Here is a 19,959-nt window from a genome sequence, read left to right on the forward strand (position 1 = left end):
ATGGCCCTGCAGACTGCCCCCCGTACCCGAGTCGCCGCCCTGGTCTCCCTGCTCGGGCTGCTGCTCGCGCTGATGCTCGCGGGCGCGAGCGGCGCCTCCGCGCACGCCGCGCTGCTGTCCAGCGACCCGGCCGAGAACGCCGTGGTGCAGACCGCTCCGACCCAGGTCGTGCTGCACTTCAGCGAGCAGGTCACGCTGGCCGCCGACGACATGCGGGTGTTCGACCCCAGCGGCAAGCGGGTGGACAGCGGCTCGACCGGCCACAACGGCAGCGACACCACCACCGCGAGGGTCGCTCTCGTCCCCGGCCTGGCCCAGGGCACCTACACGGTGGCCTGGCGCGCGATCTCCGCCGACACCCACCCCGTCTCGGGCGCCTTCACCTTCTCCTACGGGCACACCTCCAGCACCACCCCGGTCGCCGGCGAGCAGCCGGTCACGGGCACCACCCTGGTCGGCGCCCTCTACGGGGGCTCGCGCACGCTGCAGTACGGCGCGTTCGCGCTGCTGGTCGGCTCGGTGGCACTGGTGCTGCTGTGCTGGCCCGCGGGGGTGCGGCGGCGCTCGGTGCAGCGGTTGATGCTGGCCGGCTGGGCGGGGCTGCTGCTGGCCACGGTCACGGAGCTGCTGCTGCGCGGGCCGTACGAGGCGGCGAGCGGGATCGGCCGGGCGGTGGACCTGACGGTGATTCAACACACCCTCGGCGAGCACCTGGGCACCATGCTGGTGGTACGGATGCTGCTGCTGGCGGCGGCGGGCGTGTTCCTGTCGATGCTGGGCGGCCAGAACGGCGTCGGCCAGCCGGACGGAGACGCGTCCGGAGAGCCGTCCGACGAACCGTCGGACAATCCCCCGGACGAACCGTCGGACGGACCGAACGAAGAACCGGACCCCCGCGCCGAGGCCAGGCTGCGGGCCACCCTCGGCGTCGCGGGCGCGGTCATCGCGATTGCCCTGGCCTGCACCTGGGCACTGGCGGACCACGCCTCGGTCGGCATCCAGGTCCCCCTCGCCGTCCCGCTGGACGTGGTGCACATCCTGGCCATGGCGCTCTGGCTCGGCGGCCTGGCCACCGTGCTGGTGGGGCTGCGGACCCCGGCTGCCGAAGGAGGCATCGGCGTCGCGCAGGTACGGCGCTTCTCCACGGTGGCCATGTGCTCCGTCTCGGCGCTGGTCGCCACCGGCGTCTACCAGGCCTGGCGCGGCCTGGGCAGCTGGGGCGCGCTGGTCTCGACGACCTACGGCCGACTGCTGCTGGTGAAGGTCGGAGCGGTGGTGGTGATCCTCGCCGCGGCGTGGATGTCCCGGCGCTGGACCGCACTGCTCGCCGGCGAGCCGGAGCCCGCGGCCGAACCCATGGTGCAGGCCGCCGTGGAGGACGGCTCCGTCGATCCCGACCCGGTGCGCCGGGCCCAGCTGGAACGCCAGAGCGCAGCCCGCCGTACGGCGACCGCGCAGCGGGTCCGCGAGGCCAGCCCGGCGCGCGGGATGCTGCTGCGCTCCGTCCTGCTGGAGGTCACCTTCGCCGTCATCGTGCTGATCGTCACCACCCTGCTCACCAACGCCCCGCCCGGACGCTCCGTCACCGCACAGTCCCAGGCCGCCGGACAGGTCAAGCGGATCACCAGCGGACCGGCCGACCTCACCCTGCCGTTCGACACCGGCGGCCCCGGGGCCAACGCCAAGGGCAAGGTCAGCATCGAGGTCGACCCGGCCCGGGTGGGCACCAATGTGCTGCACGCCTATATCTACGACAGCAGCGGCAAGCCGGTGGACGAGCCCGAGGTGGACGTCACCCTCACCCTCCCCGCGAAGAGCCTCGGCCCGCTGCCGGTGAAGCTGTCCAAGCTCGACATCGGCCACTGGGCCGCCTCCGGTCTGCAACTGCCGATGGCCGGCAGCTGGCAGCTGGCGGTGAGCGTCCGCTCGGACGCCATCGACGAGACGACCGTGACCGCGACCATGAACGTGAGCAACTGAGATGCCCCACGACCCGAACGACGAGAACGACGAGAACACCCACGGGCTGTCCCGGCGGCGGCTGCTCACCGCCGCCGGGACGGCGGGCGCCGCGGGCCTGGCCGTCGGCGCCGGCGCGGGCTTCGGCGCGCACGCCCTGGCGGCCACACCGGCCGTCCGGGCGGCCACCGCCCTGACCGCCCTCGGGGCGGACCGGGTCCCCTTCCACGGCGCCCACCAGGCCGGGATCGTCCAGCCGATGCAGTCCCGGCTGGTCGCCACCGCCTTCGACCTCACCCCGGGCACGGCCAGGCCCGGCCTGGTCTCGCTGATGAAGCGCTGGTCCGCAGCGGCCGCGGCGATGGCCGAGGGCCGTACCCCGCCCGGCCTGGCCGACGACGACGTGGCCCTGGACGCGGGGCCGTCCTCACTGACCGTCACCTTCGGTTTCGGGGCCTCCGTCTTCCCCAAGATCTCCGCCACCGCCCCGGCCGCGCTCGCGGCGCTGCCCGCCTTCCCCGAGGACGCCCTGGACCGCAGCCGCAGCGACGGCGACCTCTGGGTCCAGGTCTGCGCGGACGACGCCCTGGTCACCCATCACGCCATGCGCACCCTGCAGCGGCTGGCCGCCGGGGCCGCAACGGTCCGCTGGCAGATGAGCGGCTTCAGCCGCTCCCCCGGCGCGACCGCGCAGCCGCACACCGGACGCAATCTGATGGGGCAGATCGACGGCACCAACAACCCCAAGCCCACCGACGCCACCTTCGACGCCCGGATCTTCGTCCCGGCCAAGGGCGACCCGCAGTGGATGGCCGGCGGCAGCTACGCCGTGTTCCGGCGGATCAGGATGCTGCTGGACAGCTGGGACCAGCAGTCGACGGACCGTCAGGAGCGGGTCATCGGCCGCCGCAAGGGCTCCGGCGCCCCGCTGTCCGGCGGCACCGAGACCACCGCGGTCGACCTGGACAGGCAGAACGCCGACGGCTCACTGGCCGTCGCCGGCGACGCCCACATCCGGGTCGCCACCCCGGACGCCAACCAGGGCGCGGCCATGCTCCGCCGCGGCTACTCCTACCACGACGGCTTCCGCAGCGACGGCGCCCCCGACGCCGGCCTGCTCTTCACCGCCTTCCAGGCCGACCCCCTCACCGGCTTCGTCCCGGTCCAACGCAAACTCGCCCGCGGCGACGCCCTCTCCGTCTTCATCCGCCACGAATCCAGCGGCCTCTACGCCGTCCCGGGCGGTGTGCCCACCCCTGGGGGATATGTCGGCCAGGCCCTCCTGGAATCCTGATCAAACGCACCGTCCCCCCTTGACCTGGTCCCATTCCCACGCGCTACGCTCAGCGCCCACACAGGACTCACACGAATCACCGGCCAGGGTGAGCAGCGCGGCACTCGCGCCCCCGGGCCCGGGGGGACTCCGCATGCCGCGCAGCCGCGCCCTGCCCGCTGCAACAACCGCCACCGCCCTGCTCCTCGCCGTCCTCGGCATCGCCACCGCACACGCCGACGCTCCGACGACCCTGTATGTCGACAGTTCGTCCGCCGCCTGCAGCGACACCGGACCAGGCAGCAGTGCTGTGCCGTTCTGCACGGCCCAGGCCGCAGCCGACACCGTGGATCCCGGACAGACCGTCATGGTCCTGAGCGCGCCGACCACACAACCGGTCGTGCTGACGCGTTCGGGGACGGCGCAGGCACCGATCACCTTCTCCGGTGTCTTCAGTCGCACAAGTGCTTTCAACACCGGCGGCGGTGCCCTACTGACCGTCAAGAACGCCCAGTACATCGATCTGGACAACGTGCGGGTGCATGCGGTCAGCGATGTGGCGGCGGTCAGCCTGGTCGATGCACAGCACGTCAACCTGAGTCGATTGACGTTGTACGCAGCGGGCTCAGGGCCCCTGGACGCTCTGGACATCGACGGCGGTTCGTCCGATGTGAACGTGACGGCCTGCAACTGCCAGGCCTACGCCGGCGCCGCGATCAAGGTGGCCGCCAGCGCGTCCCACATCACCCTGGCCAGTTCTCGGCTCTATGTCCTTCAGGCGAACGGCACCGGTCTCGATGTGGAGGGCACAACAGATCTGCGTGTCGCGGGCGTCAGCGTGGACTCGAACAACGGGACAGGTGTCAGCATCACCGGAGTCTCCACCGGTTCCATCGAGAACACTGCGATCTCACCGCGGTCCCTGACACAGATCAAGGTTGCAGCCGAGTCGGCAGCCTCGATCACTGCGGACTACAACGCCGTCAGGGCGGACACCGGCAGCTACACCTACCTCACCGCCTACAACTGGGGCGGGAAGAGGTACGCCTCGAGCGCGGACTTCTACGCGGCCACCGGGCAGGGCCGGCACGATCTGGACACCCTGACGGATGACTCGTTCCCCGCTGTCGCCGACGGGTCCCCGCTGATCGATTCCGGTGACGCCGACGCCCCGGGCGAGTCCGCGACCGACCTCGGCGGACATGCCCGTGTCGACGACCCGCTCGTGCCCAACACGGGGACCGGTGCCGGGACGACCGATCGCGGCGCCAGCGAGTTCCAGAACCCGTTCAGCGTCTCGGCCGTGGCGATGGCGCCGACCCAGGGACCGGCGCCCCTCCCGGTGACGGTGACCGCTACCGTCCAGGACACCTGGTCGACTCCCGTCACCGGCTACACCTTCGACTTCGGCGACGGCAGTCCGACCCAGGACTCCACGGAACCGAGCGTCAGCCACACGTTCCAGAACCCCGTCGCCCCCGCCGGCGGGACGTACACCGTCACCGTCACCGCGCACCGGGCCGACGGTGTGTCGACCAAGGGTTCGGGAACCATCCAGGTCGGCAGCCCCGGGCCGCTGGTCCCGCGTCTGGGTTTCACCACGGAATCCTGGAAGCCGGTGTCCGTGGGGACCACGCCCTCCGCCACCTCACCGTGGGCGGTGACCGGCCACACCGTCGACTACGGTGACGGTTCGCCCGTGGTGCACGCCGACGGGCCCAAGCCCCAACTGCCCCAGCACACCTTCCCCGGGCCGGGCACCTACACGGTCACCGACACCGCGACGGACGCCGGCGGTCGGACGGCGACCGTCAGCCAGCCGCTGACAGTGGGGACCACCTACGTTTCGCTGACGACCCCGCAGCGGTTCCTCGACACCCGTATCGGCGCGGGGGCGCCCAGGGCGAAGCTCGGCCCCGGCGGCACCGTGAAGGTCAAGGTCGCCGGTGCGGCGGGCATACCGTCCACAGGAGTGGCAGCGGTCACGATGAACGTGACCGACGTCAACGCCTCCACCGGCGGCGTGGTCACCGCCTACCCGGACGGCTCGGCCCGACCGGGCACCTCCAACCTCAACTTCCGCGCCGGGCAGGTCAACCCCAACCTGGTGACGGTCCAGGTCGGCCAGGACGGCTACGTCGACCTGTACAACGCCAGCGGCACGGTCGACCTCGCCGCCGACATCCAGGGATTCTTCAGCAACATCCCTGTGGCCGGTACCAACGACATCGAGCCGCCTGGTACCTACTACCTGCCGACGACGCCGACCCGGGTCGTCGACACCCGGATCGGCACCGGCGGTCAGAAGGCCCCGCTGACGCCCGGTCAGTGCCTCTCCCATCAGTTCCCAGCAGTCCTGCCCAACAGCGGCGCGGTGGCGGCGGTGGCGCTCAACGTCACTGCGACAGGGGCTGGTTCAGGGGGCTGGATCGGCGTCTACCCCTCGGAATCAGCTCAGCCCGTCACCTCGAACCTGAACTTCCAGGCCGGGCAGACCACCTCCAACCTCGTCGTCGTCCCCGTCCCCGACGACACCGTCCAGTTCTGCAACCACGCGGGACATGTGAACCTGATCGTCGACGTGCAGGGGTACTACTTCTCCTTGGCACAGCAACCCGCCACCGGCTACCTCCCGGTCGCGCCGGTCCGCCTCGTCGACACCCGCGACGGCACCGGGGCGCCCAAGCGGCGTCTGGGCGCCGACTCCACCCTGCGCATCAAGGTCACCGGAACCAACGGCATCCCGGCCGGCGCCACCGCCGTCACCGTGAACCTGACCGGCACCGGCAGCGACAGGGCCACCTACCTCACCGCCTACAGCGGCGGCACCCGCCCCACCGCGTCCAACATCGACCTCACCGCAGGCGAGACCCGGCCCGTCCTGGCCACCGTCCCCGTCGACAGCAGCGGCTACATCACCGTCTACAACGCCGCCGGAACCGTCGACGTCGTCGCCGACCTCGAGGGCTACTACGCGCCCGCCGCACCGCTTCCCTAGCCGCCCCGCCGGACCGAACAGCCCAGAGGGAACCTCCCAGATGCAGCGCACCCGCGCACTCACTGCCGTCACCACTGCCGCCCTCCTGCTCAGCGCCCTCGGCACAGCCACGGCCCATGCCGACACACCGGTCACGGACCTCTACGTCAACAGCAGTTCCAGTACCTGCAACCAGACCGGCCCCGGCACTCAGGCGATTCCGTTCTGCTCCGTCCAGGAGGCCGCCGACGTGGTGGACCCTGGGCAGACCGTGCACATCCTGAGTTCGGCTCAGCCGACGGCACCCATAGTCATCAGTCGATCCGGCACGCCGGACGCACCCGTCTCCTTCGTCGGCTCCGGCACTTCGCCCGACTTCACCGCCCTCACCGCGCCCTCGGGGCCGAACACAGGTCAGGTCCTGGTTTCCATCGAGAACGCGCAGTACGTCTCGCTGAGCAATATGCGGCTCGAGTCGCACGCGGAAACAGCGGTCAGTTCCATCAACTCTCAGCACATCAAACTTGATCACGTCGACGTGATCGGCTCCGACACCACCCTTGCTCCCAACACGGCCCCCGCAGACGGTGTCGACATCGACGGCTCGTCGTCCGATGTCGTGATCAGCCACTCCCAGAGCCAAGGCAGTTCAGGGAGCGCGATAGCCGCCAAGGCTGGGGCAGCTCATATCGTCCTGGCAAGCGACGCGCTGCTGTCGGTCGGCGCCGCCGTCAACGCGGACGGGGTCGACGACCTCGAAGTCGCGGGCGTCACCATCCTGAACGTTACAACCGGATCCTCGACACCCGCCACGGCATCGGTGCGACTGCGAAGCCTGCAGCGCCAGGCAGCACCACCACACTGACGCTGCCCGCGTCCCTGGTGGACACCAGCACCACTGCGGCCGTGGTCAATCTGACAGCAACTCAGACGACTGCCAGCGGCTGGATCGCGGCCTACCCGGGTAACGGAACACTGCCGACCACGTCCAATCTCAACTTCGACGCCGGCCAGACCACCTCCAACCTGGCCGTCATCCCCGTGGACAGCTCCCACACGATCAAGTTCTATAACCGGGCCGGTCAGACCGCCATCATCGCGGATGTCCTGGGCACCTTTTCGAACGCGAACCCCATCGGCTCGTTCTACATCCCGGTCACCCCCACCCGACTGCTGGACACCCGCTCCGGGCTCGGAACCACGAAGCAGCGCCTCGGAGCGAACTCCACCTTGCGGATCAAGGTCACCGACACCCACGGCATCCCCGCCAATGCCACCGCCGTCATCGTCAATCTGACCGGCACCGGGCCCACCTCCGCCACCTATCTCACCGCCTACGGCAGCGGAAGCACTCCCAGTGCCTCCAACATCAATCTCGTCCCCGGCCAAACCCGGCCCGTCCTTGCCACCGTGCCCATCGGCGCAGACGGCTGCATCACCGTCTACAACGCCGTCGGCAGCGTCGACGTGATCGCCGACCTGGAGGGTTACTACTCACTTCCCCAGTAGCGACCACAGGATGAGACCGGGGGACTGCGGGGGGCGGCAGTGGTTAACGTTGCTGTGGTCCACTGTCGTCGGCCGATGGCCGGCACCCCGTCCCACGGAGGCCCCGGTTGTCTGCGACCCGCTACACCTACCTCGGTCCCGAGGGCACCTTCACCGAGGCGGCGCTGCGCACGCTGCCCGAGGCCGCGACGCGGGAGCTGGTGCCCTCGGTGTCGGTGCCCGCGGCACTGGACGCGGTGCGCAACGGCGAAGCCGCCGGCGCGCTGGTACCGATCGAGAACTCGGTGGAGGGTGGGGTCACCGCCACCCTGGACGAACTGGCCACCGGGCGGCCGTTGATGATCTACCGCGAGGTGCTGCTGCCGATCGCCTTCGCGCTGCTGGTACGGCCGGGGACGGCGATGGCTGACGTGAAGACGGTCAGCGGGCACCCGGTGGCCCAGCCGCAGGTGCGCCGCTGGCTGGCCGAGAACCTGCCGACCGCGCACTGGGAGTCGGCCGCCTCCAACGCGGACGCCGCCCGGCTGGTGCAGGAGGGGCGCTTCGCCGGCGCCTTCGCCGGCGAGTTCGCCGCGCCGCTGTACGGCCTGGAGCCGCTGGCCACCGACATCCACGACGCGGCGGCCGCCACCACCCGCTTCGTCCTGGTCGGCCGCCCCGGCCGGACCGCCTCGCCCACCGGCGCCGACAAGACCTCCGCCGTGTTCTGGCTCGCCGACGACCACCCCGGCGCGCTGCTGGAACTGCTGCAGGAGTTCGCGGTGCGCGGGGTGAACCTGATGCGGATCGAGTCCCGCCCCACCGGCGAGGGCCTGGGCCAGTACTGCTTCTCGGTGGACGCCGAAGGCCACATCACCGACCGCAGGGTCAGCGAGGCACTGATGGGCCTGCACCGGATCTGCCCCAAGGTGCGCTTCCTCGGCTCCTATCCGCGGGCCGACCAGGTCGCGCCGCAGGTCCGCCCCGGTACCTCGGACGAGGAGTTCAGCCACGCCGCCGACTGGCTCTCCCGGTGCCTGGACGGGCGCGGGGAGAAGTAGCGGAGCAGCGGGCCACCCTGGTGATCAACCTGGCGTGATCATGTGAGATCGTTTTGGATCACCTTTTTGCGGTGTCCCGTTGACGAGCCTTCGCCCGGCGGTATGAGTTTTCCCCAGGCCAGACCCGGTGTGGATGAAGGGTGAGTTATCCACAGGCTGGGGATGAATCGACAAATCCCTCTATGGGCGGCCCAGCCGACCCTGCCCAGCGAATCGGACATTTCGGGCTAATGGCTGCCTGTTTCCCTTTTCGCCGCCCGGGGTTCGCCAAAAATCACACCCGCGCCCTCGAAGTCGAGGTTTAGCCGCCCCCGGGACGGGTTCGGAGTAGTATCCCCAGCCCTCCCGGCGATCCACAGGACCGCCTCGGCAACTGTGGACAAATCAATGAATCCTCGGGAGTCATCGAGATATCCACAGGATGGAGGGGGTTATCCCCAGGCAGCGTCATTGTCGCAGACTCGCTCATTGCCGTCAGACTAGGACAGAGAGTGTCAATCTGTGATCATTTGACGGGGAATTCGAAAGAGTAGCCCTTGCTGACGAGCTCCGGCAGCAGCTGCTGCAGCGCCGCCATCGTCTGCGACCGGTCACCGCCGCCGTCGTGCATCAGGATGATCGCCCCCGGCACCAATTCCTTGTGGATATTGGAGAGGATCTTGGGAACGCCGGGGCGCATCCAGTCCTGGCTGTCCACGGTCCAGCCCAGCGGCCGCAGCCCGTTCTGCACGGAGATATGCCGGTTCAGCGGGGAGAAGTCGCCGCCGGGGGCTCGGAACCAGTCGACCTGGGTCCCGGCGCCGCCCGCGTCCTCGATCATCTTCTTGGCGCCGGCGATCTCATAGGTCTGCCGCTGCTCGCTCCACTTGCTCATGGCCTCGTTGTGCGACACCGAGTGGTCGCAGAGCCGGTCGCCCGCCGCCTCGATCGCCTTGACCATCGCCGGAGCGGCCTTGGCGTTGGGACCTATCTCACAGAAGGTCGCATGGGCGTGGTACTGGGCCAGCAGCGCCAGGATCCTCGGCGTCCACACCGGACTCGGGCCGTCGTCGAAGGTGAGCGCCACCACACGGCCCCTGGACCCGGTGGTGTACTCGATCAGCGGGTTGACCGGCTTGGTCCCGCCGGGCGGGACGTTGTCGCCCGAAGTGCTCTTCCCGGTCGCGCTCGCGGACGGCGAGGCCGAGCCGGACGCCCCGCTCCCGGCGGCCCGCACCGCGGTGCCGGACCCGCATCCCGCCAGCGTCGCCGCCACGGCCGCGGCCACCGCACCCGCCAGCGCTATTCGCATCCTGCTCATGGACATCCCCCTGGGGTCGTTCGATTGCCGTGCCCCACCCTCGCAGGAGCGGACGCTGCTGTGAAACGGCTGTACTGCCCTGGTGAGGTTCCGGGACGAATATGTGACAAACCACCGCGCACCAGGCCCTCCGGCCCCACGCACCGCGGATCGGCCGCTGCGCCGCATAAGCAGCGGCAGGGCGGAGCCCGGGACCGGTAGGCTCGTCCCCGTGATTGACCTTCGCCTGCTCCGTGAGGACCCTGACCGTGTGCGCGCCTCGCAGCGTGCCCGAGGAGAGGACGTCGCCCTTGTCGACGCCCTCCTCAGTGCTGATGAGCGGCGCAGGTCCTCCGGTTCCCGCTTCGACGAGCTCCGCAACGCCCAGAAGCTGATCGGCAACCAGATCCGCGGCGCCCAGGGCGAGGAGAAGGCCGAGCTGCTGAAGCAGGCCTCCGCCCTCGCCGCCGAGGCGAAGGCGGCCAACGCCGAGCAGACCGAGGCCGAGGAGGAGGCCAAGCGGCTGCAGGGCCTGTTCGCCAACCTGCTGCACCCCGACGCACCGATCGGCGGCGAGGAGGACTTCGTCACCCTGGAGGAGGTCGGCCTCCCGCGCGACTTCGCCGCGGAGGGCTTCGAGCCCCGCGACCACGTCGAGCTGGGACGGATCCTGGGCGCCATCGACATCGAGCGCGCCGCCAAGGTGTCGGGCTCGCGCTTCTACTATCTGACCGGCATCGGCGCGCTGCTGGAACTGGCCCTGGTCAACATGGCCATCGCCCAGGCCGTCGAGGCCGGCTTCATCCCGATGCTGACGCCCGCCCTGGTCAAGCCGCGGGCCATGGAGGGCACCGGCTTCCTCGGCCAGGCCGCCGAGAACGTCTTCCGCCTGGAGGAGGACGACTTCTACCTGGTCGGCACCTCCGAGGTGCCGCTGGCCGGCTACCACATGGACGAGATCATCGATGCGGACCGGCTGCCGCTGCGCTACGCCGGCTTCTCGCCCTGTTTCCGCCGCGAGGCCGGGACCTACGGCAAGGACACCCGCGGCATCATCCGCGTGCACCAGTTCGACAAGGTCGAGATGTTCGTCTTCACCTCCCCGGAGGAGGCCGAGGCCGAGCACCAGCGGCTGCTGGAGTGGGAGAAGCAGTTCCTCGACAAGCTGGGGCTCGCCTACCGGGTCATCGACGTGGCCTCGGGCGACCTGGGCTCCTCGGCGACCCGCAAGTTCGACATCGAGGCCTGGATCCCCACCCAGGGCAAGTACCGCGAGCTCACCTCCACCTCCAACTGCACGGAGTACCAGTCGCGCCGACTGGACATCCGGATGCGGGGTGAGGGCGGCAACCGGCCGCTGGCCACCCTGAACGGGACGCTGTGCGCGGTGCCGCGCACCATCGTCGCGATCCTGGAGACGCACCAGCAGGCGGACGGCTCGGTGGTGGTCCCGGAGGCCCTGCGGCCCTACCTCGGCGGACGCTCCGTCCTGGAGCCGGTCGGCAAGTGAGCCATCCGAGCACCGCCGGCACCAGGCCCTCCCGCCCCTACGACCTGATCGCGACCGACCTCGACGGGACACTGCTGCGCTCCGACCACACCGTGTCGGAGCGCACCCGGCGGGCGCTGGCGGCGGCTGCCGCCGCCGGGGCCCAGCACATCGTGGTCACCGGCCGCTCCGCGTCCTGGACCCGGCCGACGCTGGACGCCATCGGCTACAGGGGCCTGGCCGTGTGCAGCCAGGGCGGCCAGGTCTACGACGCGGGCGCGCACAAGCTGCTGACCTCGATCACCCTGGACCGCAAGCTGGCGCAGGTGGCTCTCGCCAAGATCGAGGCGGAGACCGGCCCGCTGTTCCTCGCGGTGGGCCGCGAGGGCCTGGACGGCCAGGTCCTGGTCGGCGAGGGGTACAGCCTCCCGGGCAGCGCGGAGGAGGACGTCCGGGCGGTCACCGACCCAGAGGAGTTCTGGGCCGAGCCGATCACCCGGCTCTTCCTGCAGCACCCGCACCTGTCCGACGACGCGCTGACGCAGGTCGTGCGGGAGGTCGGCGGGCAGCTGGTCGACGTGGTGATGGCCGGCCCCGGGTTCGTCGAGGTCCTGCCGCTGGGGCTGTCCAAGGCGACGGGGCTGGCCCTGGCGGCGGCCCGCCTCGGCGTGAAGCGCGACCGCGCGCTCGCCTTCGGCGACATGCCCAACGATCTGCCGATGTTCGCCTGGGCGGCGCACGGGGTGGCCATGGCGAACGCCCACCCGGCGCTGGTCGCTGCGGCCGACGAGGTCACGTCGAGCAATGACGAGGACGGCGTGGCTGTCGTGCTGGAGCTGCTGTTCCCGTCAGCGTGAACGTTTTGCCATTGCCAGGGGCGCGGGGAACTGCGCGAACAGCCGCCACACGCGACGTAGAGCCCCCCGCAGTCGGAAGCGGTGCACGGCGTAGGGTGCCGCCATGTACACGGGTATCGCGGTAGTGACCGGAGCAGGATCGGGCATCGGGCGCGCCACCGCGCGCACCCTGCTGGGGGCCGGATGGGCGGTGGCCCTCGCCGGTCGACGCGCCGAGCCGCTGCGGGAGACGGCCGAGGCCGCCGCAGGCGACAGCGTGCTGGTGGCGCCCACCGACGTCACGGATCCCGGTTCCGTGGACGCCCTGTTCGCCGCGGTGCGCACCCGCTTCGGGCGGCTGGACCTGCTGTTCAACAACGCCGGCGTCTCCGCTCTCTCGGCTCCGCCGGAGGACCTCGGGTACGAGCAGTGGCGCCGGGTGGTGGACACCAACCTCACCGGCTCGTTCCTCTGCGCGCAGGGCGCCTACCGGCTGATGAGGGCCCAGGACCCGCAGGGCGGCCGCATCATCAACAACGGCTCGGTCTCCGCCCAGGCGCCCCGTCCCAACAGCGTCGCGTACACCGCGACCAAGCACGCGATCACCGGTCTGACCAAGTCCCTCGCCCTCGACGGACGCCCGCACAACATCGCCTGCGGCCAGATCGACATCGGCAACGCCGCCACCGAGATGACCGAGCGGATGGCCGTGGGGATCCTCCAGGCCGACGGCCGCACCGCGGTCGAGCCGACCATGGACGTCGCGGACGTCGCCCGCACCGTGCTGCACATGGCCTCGCTGCCGCTGTCCGCCAACATCCCCTTCGTCACGGTGATGGCCACCGCGATGCCGCTGGTCGGCCGAGGCTGAGAGGAGGAGCCGGCCGCTCGCTGGGCCCCTGTGAAACGCGGCTGATTCTAGTTGTAGGATGACTGGGCAAGAGGATGTAGGACGACCGGAGGACGGGCGAACGATGAGCAGCAACCTGCACGCCGCGGGCCGCACCTCCCTGGTCGACTCCGCCATCGAGCAGCTCCGGGCCCAGCTCAGCAGCGGCGCCTGGCAGGTGGGCGACCGCATCCCCACCGAGCACGAGCTCGCCGCGACGCTCCAGGTCGGCCGCAACACCGTGCGCGAGGCGGTCCGGGTGCTGGTGCACTCCGGGATGCTGCAGTCGCGGCAGGGCGAGGGCACCTTCGTCCGCAGCACCAGCGACCCCGCCGCGGTGCTGCACGGGGTGCAGCGGGCCGGGGTGCGGGACGTGCTGGAGGTCCGCGCGGCGCTGGAGACCGAGGCCGCGCGCTTCGCCGCGCTCCGGCACACCGCCGAGGACCTGGCCCGGATGCGGGCCGCGCTGGACGCCGAGGAGACCATCCTGCGCACCGAGCCGGAGCGGTCCGGCCGCGAGGCCAGTGTCGAGCACGACCTGGAGTTCCACACCGCGCTGGTCGAGTCCGCCCACAACCCGGCGCTGACCGAGGTCTACCGCTACTTCAGCGCCTCGGTCCGGGAGTCCATGCGCTCCTCCTCCGTCGACCAGGGGATGCCCGAGGTCGACCTGGCCTCGCACCGCGCCCTGGTCGACGCCGTCGAGTCCGGCGACCCGGAGGCGGCCGAGGCCGCCTGCCGGCTGCTGCTGGCCGAGCCGATGGCGGCCGTGGGCCGTCTGCTCGACGACATCTGATCCCCCTTCACCTCTCCACCTGCAACTCCGGAAAGAACGCAATGTCGCGCACCACCATCGACGCCGCTCCGGCGCCGTACGCCCCGAGTACTCCCGCGCCCTCGCTGGCGGCCAGGATCGCCGTCCACCCGGTAACCGCACTGGTCGGGATCCTGCTGGTCTCACTGAACATGCGCGCCGCGCTGTCCGCGGTGTCGCCGCTGCTCACCGACGTCAGCGACGGTTACGGGCTGTCCTCCACGGCGGGCGGGCTGCTCACCACGCTGCCGGTGCTGCTGATGGGCGTGACCGCGCCGTTCGTCCCCAGGCTGGTGCGGCGGATCGGTCCGGAGCGGGTGGTGCTGGGCGCGCTGGTGCTGCTCGCGGCCGGGGTCGGGCTGCGGGTGGTCACCGGTACCTGGGCGCTGTTCGCCGGCAGCGTCGTCATCGGCGCGGCCATCGCGCTGCTCAATGTGACCATGCCGGGCCTGGTGAAGCGGGACTTCCCGGACCGCGCGGCGACCATGACCGGCGTCTACACCACCTCGATGATCGTCGGTGCGACGCTGGCCGCGGCGCTGTCCGTGCCGATGGAGCACGCCTTCGGCGGCTGGCAGGGGTCGCTGGCGTCCTGGTCGGTGCTGGCGCTGTTCGCCGCGGCGGTGTGGCTCCCGCAGGTACGCCGTCCGGCGGCGGGCTCCGGCCGGGGCACGGCGGCGAGGCCGCCTGCGGGGGAACGGATGGCCGGGCTCTGGAGGCACCCGCTGGCTTGGCAGTTGGCCCTCTACATGGGCGTGATGTCGCTGCTCTCCTACACCCTGATCGCCTGGATGCCGACGATCCTCACCGACCAGGGGATGGACCGCGGGACCGCGGGGGCGGTGTTCGCCTTCTGCAACCTGATCCAGGTCGGCGGCGCGTTCGTCGTTCCGACGCTGGCCGGACGGATGAGCAGCCAGCGGGTGCTGGTCGCGCTGATGGTGTCCTGCAACGTCGGCGGGATCCTCGGCCTGGTACTGGCCCCTGTGGGGGGCGCGTGGGTGTGGGCGGTGCTGCTCGGCATCGCCCAGGGCGGCGGGTTCGGGCTGGCCATGGCCCTGATCGTGCTCCGCTCGGGGGGCGCGGCGGTGGCCTCGCAGCTGTCGGGGATGTCGCAGATGGTGGGGTACTTCATCGCCGCCTGCGGGCCCGTCGGGTTCGGTGCCCTCCATCAGGTGACGGGGGGATGGACGCTGCCGTTGGTGCTTCTGGTGGTGTGCTGCGGGGTTGCGCTCACGGCGGGATTGGGTGCGGGTCGGGCTCAGACGCTCAGGCCGTAGATGGCTAGTCGCGCAGTTCCCCGCGCCCCTGGACGTTTGCAACTGAGCCAAAGTTGCAATTACCAAGGGGCGCGGGGAACTGCGCGAGACGTAGGTAGAGCTACTCCTCCGACGCCAGCGTCAACCGGCTCAACCGCACCGCTGCGAACGCCGTCGCGCCGAGCGTGACGACGATCAGCAGCGGTACAGCCGTGGGCAGGTGCACCGAGGAGCTGACCACCCCGGGGTCGGCGATCTTTCGGGCCACCGAGAGGGCCCACTGCTGGACGCTCAGCGTCTTCGCCCCGGAGACGAAGTTGCCGACGATGCTCTCCCAGAGGAGCGAGTACATCAGGCCGACCACCACCGCGTGCCTGGTGATCACGCCGAACAGCAGGAAGATCGAACTGTAGGCGACCCCGGCGATCAACGCGCCGATGCCGTAGGCGAGGGCCAGGTTCTCGAAGTTGCCGAACAGGATCACCCCGGCCAGGTACGTCGGCACCGCGGCGAAGACGACGGTGCAGCCGATGGCCACCACCAGCTTGGTGATGATGATCTTCCACCGGGGCAGCGGCTTGGCCAGCAGGTAGATGATGGAGCCGTCGTCGATCTCGGGGCCGATCGCCCCGGTCCCGGCGATCAGGCCGAGCAGCGGGACCAGGGTCCCCAGGGCGAGGGTGCCCAGGATGTTGACGGTGGTGGACTCGTCCTGGCCGACGGCGGCGCGGATGACCACCGACAGGACCAGCAGCAGCGCGGGCACCGCGAGCAGCAGCAGGCCGCGGCGGCGGCCGAGCAGGCCGCGTACGGTCAGCCTGGCGACGGTCATGTTCACGGGTGCACCTTCTCGGAGTTCATCGGGCGGACGTGACGAGGTAGGAGAAGACGCTCTCCAGGGACTCGTCGGCTGGGGAGACGGTGTGCAGGCGGATGCCTGCCTCCTTGGCGACCCGGGGCACCAGCTCCGTGAAGCGGTAGAAGTCGATGGCCTGGATCCGCAGCGCCTTCTCGGTCCAGTCCAGCTCGATACCGGCCGTGGACGCGTCCGCGATCAGCGCCGCGGCGAGCTTGCGGTCGTCGCTGGAGCGGACCAGGTAGCGGTGCGGGCGGTCGGTCATCAGCCGGCGGATCTTGCGGAAGTCGCCGGAGGCCGCGTGCCGTCCGGCGACGACCACCTCGATGTGCCGGGCCAGCTGCTCGACCTCCTCCAGGATGTGCGAGGAGAAGAGCACCGTGCGGCCGTCGGCCCCGAACCGCCGCAGCAGCTCCATCAGGTGCATCCGCTGGCGGGGGTCCATACCGTTGAACGGCTCGTCGAGCAGCAGCACGTCCGGGTCGTGGACCAGGGCGGACGCCATCTTGACGCGCTGCTTCATGCCCTTGGAGTAGGTGGTGACCTTGCGGTCCTGCGCGTACTCCATCTCGACGGTGGCCAGCGCCCGCTGGGCCGCCGCGCCAGGGTCGGGCAGGCCGTGCAGCTCGGCGTTGGCGAGGACGAACTCATGGCCGGTCAGGAAGTCGTACATGGCCTCCCGCTCGGGGACCAGGCCGATCTGCCGGTAGGCCTGCTGGTTCTTCCACACCTGGACGCCGTCGAGGGTGACCGATCCGGACGAGGGCGGCAGGAAGCCGCTCATCATGTGGATCAGCGTGGACTTGCCCGCGCCGTTGGGGCCGAGCAGGCCGGTGACACCGGGGCCGATGGTCATGCTGACGTCGTTGACGGCGACGACGTTGCCGAACCAGCGGGAGACCTGGTCGATGCTGATGGTGGTCATGGCGGCCTCTCAGATCTTCCGGTAGCGACGGACCAGCAGTCCGTACGAGGCGGCGGCGACCAGCAGGATCTCGGCGAGGAAGACGAAGCCGCCGAGGTCCGAGGGGACGTGGATGTTGCCCCGGCCGCTGAGCCCGAACAGCCAGTCGACGGTCGTGGCGACCAGGCTGCTGGGGCTGATCACCAGTGCCCAGCCGGCTCCGGAGGAGTGCCCGTGCACGTCCAGGACCGCGTAGATGATCCCGGCCACGGCCTCGCTGATCAGCAGCACCGCGATGATGGCGGCCACGCCGAAGCCCCGACGGGGCGTCACCGAGGAGATCACCAGCCCGATCCCGGCGTAGAGGAGGGAGTAGAAGGCGGCGGCGACCAGCCCGTAGCCGAAGTGCTCCAGGTTGTAGCCGAAGTCCATCGAGGCCAGCATCGAGCCGATCCACATGATCAGCATCGGCAGACCGGTCAGCACGAAGACGGCCGAGGCCATCGCGCCGAACTTCGCCTGGACGTAGTCCCGCGAGGTCAGCGGACGGGAGAAGTAGAGCGGCAGGGTCATGAAGCGCAGGTCCCGGGAGAGCGCGACCGGCGCCTGGGCCGCGACGAACACGGCGATGACGAACTGCATGATCGAGAGGTAGTTCGGATAGCTCGCCGTGTCGGGGTACTTCGACAGCTTGGTGTAGACCGTGACCGCGACGATGATCAGCGCGGGCAGGCAGATCACCGCGAGCAGCGCCATCGGCAGGATCTTGGACTTGACGGACCGTCCGAGGCCGAAGCTGCCGCGCAGGCTCAGGGTGTAGAGCGAACGGGTCGCATAGGAGCGGCCGAGGCGGGGGCCCTCGTAGTGGCGGTAGCCGATGTCGTGGATGACGTCGGCGCGGGGCGCCGTCGGTGGCTGCTGGGCTGTGTCAGACATGGGCGGACTCCTCGGCCTCGGCCTCGGCCTGGTCGTAGCTGAACACCTCGGAGATGTGGTGCCGGCGCTGCTCCATCCGCACCAGTCCCACCCCCAGGTCGGCCACGGCGTCCCGGATCAGGTCGTAGGTCTCGTCGCCCTTGATCTCGACCAGCAGCACCCGGCCGCCGTCGGCCTTGGCGGTCAGCCCGTCCGCGCCGAGGCGCTCCAGCAGGGCCTGGTCCGCGTCGAAGGAGGGGTCGGACTGCCGGTCGGTCACCTCGACCGCGAGCACCTGGGTCGCCTGGGTGAAGTCGGCGGTCGAGGAGGAGCGCAGCAGCTTGCCCCCGTCGATGACGACGACGTGGTCGCAGGTCCGCTCCAGCTCTCCGAGCAGGTGCGAGGTGACCAGCACGGAGATGCCGAACTCGGCGTGGACACGCCGGATCAGGCCCAGCATGTCGTCCCGGCCGACCGGGTCCAGGCCGTTGGTGGGTTCGTCCAGCAGCACCAGCTGCGGGTCGTGCACCAGCGCTTGAGCGAGTTTCACGCGCTGCTTCATACCGGTCGAGTAGCCGCCGATGGGGCGGTACCGCTCTTCGTAGAGGCCGACGTGGCGCAGCGTGTCCGCCGTGCGTTCACGGGCCGCGGAGGCCGGCAGGCCGGACATCCGCGCCATGTGGACGACGAACTCGGTGGCCGAGACGTCCGGTGGCAGGCAGTCGTGCTCGGGCATGTAGCCGACCCGCTCGCGGATGGCACCGCCCTCGGTGGCGACGTCCAGCCCGAGTACCCGGGCCGTGCCCTCGGTGGCCGGGGCGAGCCCCAGCAGGATCTTGATGAGTGTGGACTTGCCTGCGCCGTTCGCTCCGACCAGGCCGACCACTCCGGGCTGCACATCGACGGTCAGTCGATCCAGCGCGGTGACCCGGGGGAACCTCTTGGTGAGGTTGTCCGTGATGATGACAGACACAGGACGACCGTATCGGCCCCGAGATCCGCACCGCATCAGCCCGGAGGCAGCGGCTTTCCCCACTCTTCCGGCGTACCGGTGAGGGTGCGTCCCCTAGGGGACGCACCCGGGGTCCCGCGACGGGTGCGGTCAGCCGAGCAGGAGCTCGGCCTGGAGCGTGTCGACCTGGTCGGCGACCACCGGGTTGACCCGTTCGGGGTTGGTCATCACCACGACGGCCGCGACGTCACCGTTCTGGATGCAGGTGATCTGTGCGGCGGGGTGCCCGTTCTTCGCTTCGCCGGTACGGGCGACGAAGTCCGTTCCGGAGGGGAAGTCCTGAATCACGAGATTCGGGTCCACCAGCGCGTCCGGTGCGACGGCCGGCGACGCCTCGCAGGCGGTGTCGTAGAGGTCGGTGGTGGAGTGGGTGGAGCGGAACTGGAGCAGGTAGATCTCGGTTCGGGTGCCGTCGGGACCGGTCCAGGCCGTCGCGGCGACATGGCGTGCGCCGTCATCCTGGAGATCGTCGGCCACCTTCGAGGCGTCGGTGTACTTCGCGGCGAACGCCGCCGTGTCGTACCAGCCGGAGGCACCGGGGTAGGACGTGTCGACTTTCGCACCCGCAGGGGCCGGCAGCAGCAGCTTTCGCAGGTCGGCGGTGTGCACACCCGAGGCGTCGAGGGTGGTCCCGTCTCCTGGGCCGACCGCCCCGGACCGGAGGGCGGGCAGCGTCAGCGCGGGGAAGGCATAGCGTCCGTCGGCCGGGGTCCTCAGGCCGGGGATGTCGGTGCGGCGCGGTGCAGTCACGGCGAAGGCGGTGGCGGTGCCGACGGCCGCGCAGACCACCACGGCGGCGGTCCAGCGCAAGGCGGTGCGCAGCCAGCTGCGGTCGCGCGGCGGAACCGGCAGCAGGTGCGGCGGCACGGCCCAGACGGTGCTGGGGTCGAACTGCGGGGCTGCGGGCGCGGGCGCGAGGGTGGGCGCGGGGGTGGGCGTGGGCTCGGG

The 19,959-nt window shown here is 70.6% G+C and carries 16 protein-coding genes and 1 pseudogene; 11 read left to right on the forward strand and 6 right to left on the reverse strand.

Annotation, left to right across the window (positions count from 1 at the left end):
* The 6 genes from TR46_RS20725 to pheA all read left to right on the forward strand — a co-directional run bounded on the left by TR46_RS20725 (position 1) and on the right by pheA (position 8,758).
* On the forward strand, positions 1–1,980 hold the full coding sequence (locus tag TR46_RS20725; RefSeq protein WP_042403418.1) for a copper resistance protein CopC: 1,980 nt from the start codon (positions 1–3) through the stop codon (positions 1,978–1,980).
* 1 nt (position 1,981) lies between these two features.
* Positions 1,982–3,253 (forward strand): iron uptake transporter deferrochelatase/peroxidase subunit, encoded by a 1,272-nt coding sequence (gene efeB, locus TR46_RS20730; protein WP_042403420.1) that lies wholly within the window; start codon positions 1,982–1,984, stop codon positions 3,251–3,253.
* 133 nt (positions 3,254–3,386) lie between these two features.
* On the forward strand, positions 3,387–6,230 hold the full coding sequence (locus TR46_RS20735; protein ID WP_042403422.1) for a PKD domain-containing protein: 2,844 nt from the start codon (positions 3,387–3,389) through the stop codon (positions 6,228–6,230).
* A gap of 40 nt (positions 6,231–6,270) precedes the next feature.
* Positions 6,271–7,074: a hypothetical protein gene (locus TR46_RS20740; RefSeq protein WP_042403423.1), complete on the forward strand. Its 804-nt coding sequence runs from the start codon at positions 6,271–6,273 to the stop codon at positions 7,072–7,074.
* Positions 7,075–7,091: 17 nt separating this feature from the next.
* Entirely contained in the window at positions 7,092–7,718 is a 627-nt protein-coding gene (locus tag TR46_RS20745; protein ID WP_042403425.1) for a hypothetical protein, read from the forward strand.
* Between the two features lie 107 nt (positions 7,719–7,825).
* On the forward strand, positions 7,826–8,758 hold the full coding sequence (gene pheA / locus TR46_RS20750; RefSeq protein ID WP_042403426.1) for a prephenate dehydratase: 933 nt from the start codon (positions 7,826–7,828) through the stop codon (positions 8,756–8,758).
* A 505-nt stretch (positions 8,759–9,263) separates the two neighbouring features.
* On the opposite strand, the gene TR46_RS20755 is transcribed toward pheA, so the two are convergent.
* Entirely contained in the window at positions 9,264–10,058 is a 795-nt protein-coding gene (locus TR46_RS20755; RefSeq protein WP_042403480.1) for a polysaccharide deacetylase family protein, read from the reverse strand.
* 211 nt (positions 10,059–10,269) lie between these two features.
* Here TR46_RS20755 and serS point away from each other — a divergent pair, with 211 nt between their 5' ends.
* From serS to TR46_RS20780, 5 genes are all read left to right on the forward strand, one after another.
* Entirely contained in the window at positions 10,270–11,547 is a 1,278-nt protein-coding gene (gene serS / locus TR46_RS20760; RefSeq protein WP_084718777.1) for a serine--tRNA ligase, read from the forward strand.
* The gene (locus TR46_RS20765) at positions 11,544–12,383 is read left to right on the forward strand and encodes an HAD family hydrolase (RefSeq protein WP_042403431.1); all 840 of its coding nucleotides are present in this window, start codon (positions 11,544–11,546) and stop codon (positions 12,381–12,383) included. Before serS ends, TR46_RS20765 begins: the two co-directional genes overlap by 4 nt.
* 103 nt (positions 12,384–12,486) lie before the next feature.
* Complete coding sequence (locus TR46_RS20770) at positions 12,487–13,233, forward strand: SDR family oxidoreductase (protein WP_042403433.1); 747 nt, start codon at positions 12,487–12,489, stop codon at positions 13,231–13,233.
* Between the two features lie 103 nt (positions 13,234–13,336).
* Positions 13,337–14,047, forward strand: a complete 711-nt coding sequence (locus TR46_RS20775; RefSeq protein ID WP_042403435.1) for a FadR/GntR family transcriptional regulator — start codon at positions 13,337–13,339, stop codon at positions 14,045–14,047.
* Between the two features lie 41 nt (positions 14,048–14,088).
* Positions 14,089–15,345 (forward strand): CynX/NimT family MFS transporter, encoded by a 1,257-nt coding sequence (locus TR46_RS20780; RefSeq protein WP_042403437.1) that lies wholly within the window; start codon positions 14,089–14,091, stop codon positions 15,343–15,345.
* Positions 15,346–15,445: 100 nt separating this feature from the next.
* Here TR46_RS20780 and TR46_RS20785 read toward each other — a convergent pair whose 3' ends face one another.
* From TR46_RS20785 to TR46_RS42460, 5 genes and pseudogenes are all read right to left on the reverse strand, one after another.
* Complete coding sequence (locus TR46_RS20785; RefSeq protein ID WP_042403438.1) at positions 15,446–16,156, reverse strand: ABC transporter permease subunit; 711 nt, start codon at positions 16,154–16,156, stop codon at positions 15,446–15,448.
* 25 nt (positions 16,157–16,181) lie between these two features.
* A pseudogene (locus TR46_RS20790) lies at positions 16,182–17,039 on the reverse strand (ABC transporter ATP-binding protein); the annotation flags it as partial.
* Positions 17,040–17,114: 75 nt separating this feature from the next.
* Positions 17,115–18,020 carry an ABC transporter permease gene (locus TR46_RS20795; protein ID WP_042403443.1) on the reverse strand — a complete coding sequence of 302 codons (906 nt, stop codon included), beginning with the start codon at positions 18,018–18,020 and terminating at the stop codon, positions 17,115–17,117.
* A complete protein-coding gene (locus TR46_RS20800) occupies positions 18,013–19,008 on the reverse strand; it encodes an ABC transporter ATP-binding protein (protein WP_042403445.1) in 996 nt (331 codons plus the stop codon). Before TR46_RS20800 ends, TR46_RS20795 begins: the two co-directional genes overlap by 8 nt.
* A gap of 93 nt (positions 19,009–19,101) precedes the next feature.
* A partial coding sequence (locus TR46_RS42460) for a hypothetical protein (protein WP_052432963.1) occupies positions 19,102–19,959 on the reverse strand: 858 nt, incomplete at its 5' end.

It is taken from the genome of Streptacidiphilus carbonis (assembly GCF_000787775.1).
Taxonomy (GTDB): Bacteria; Actinomycetota; Actinomycetes; order Streptomycetales; family Streptomycetaceae; genus Streptacidiphilus; species Streptacidiphilus carbonis.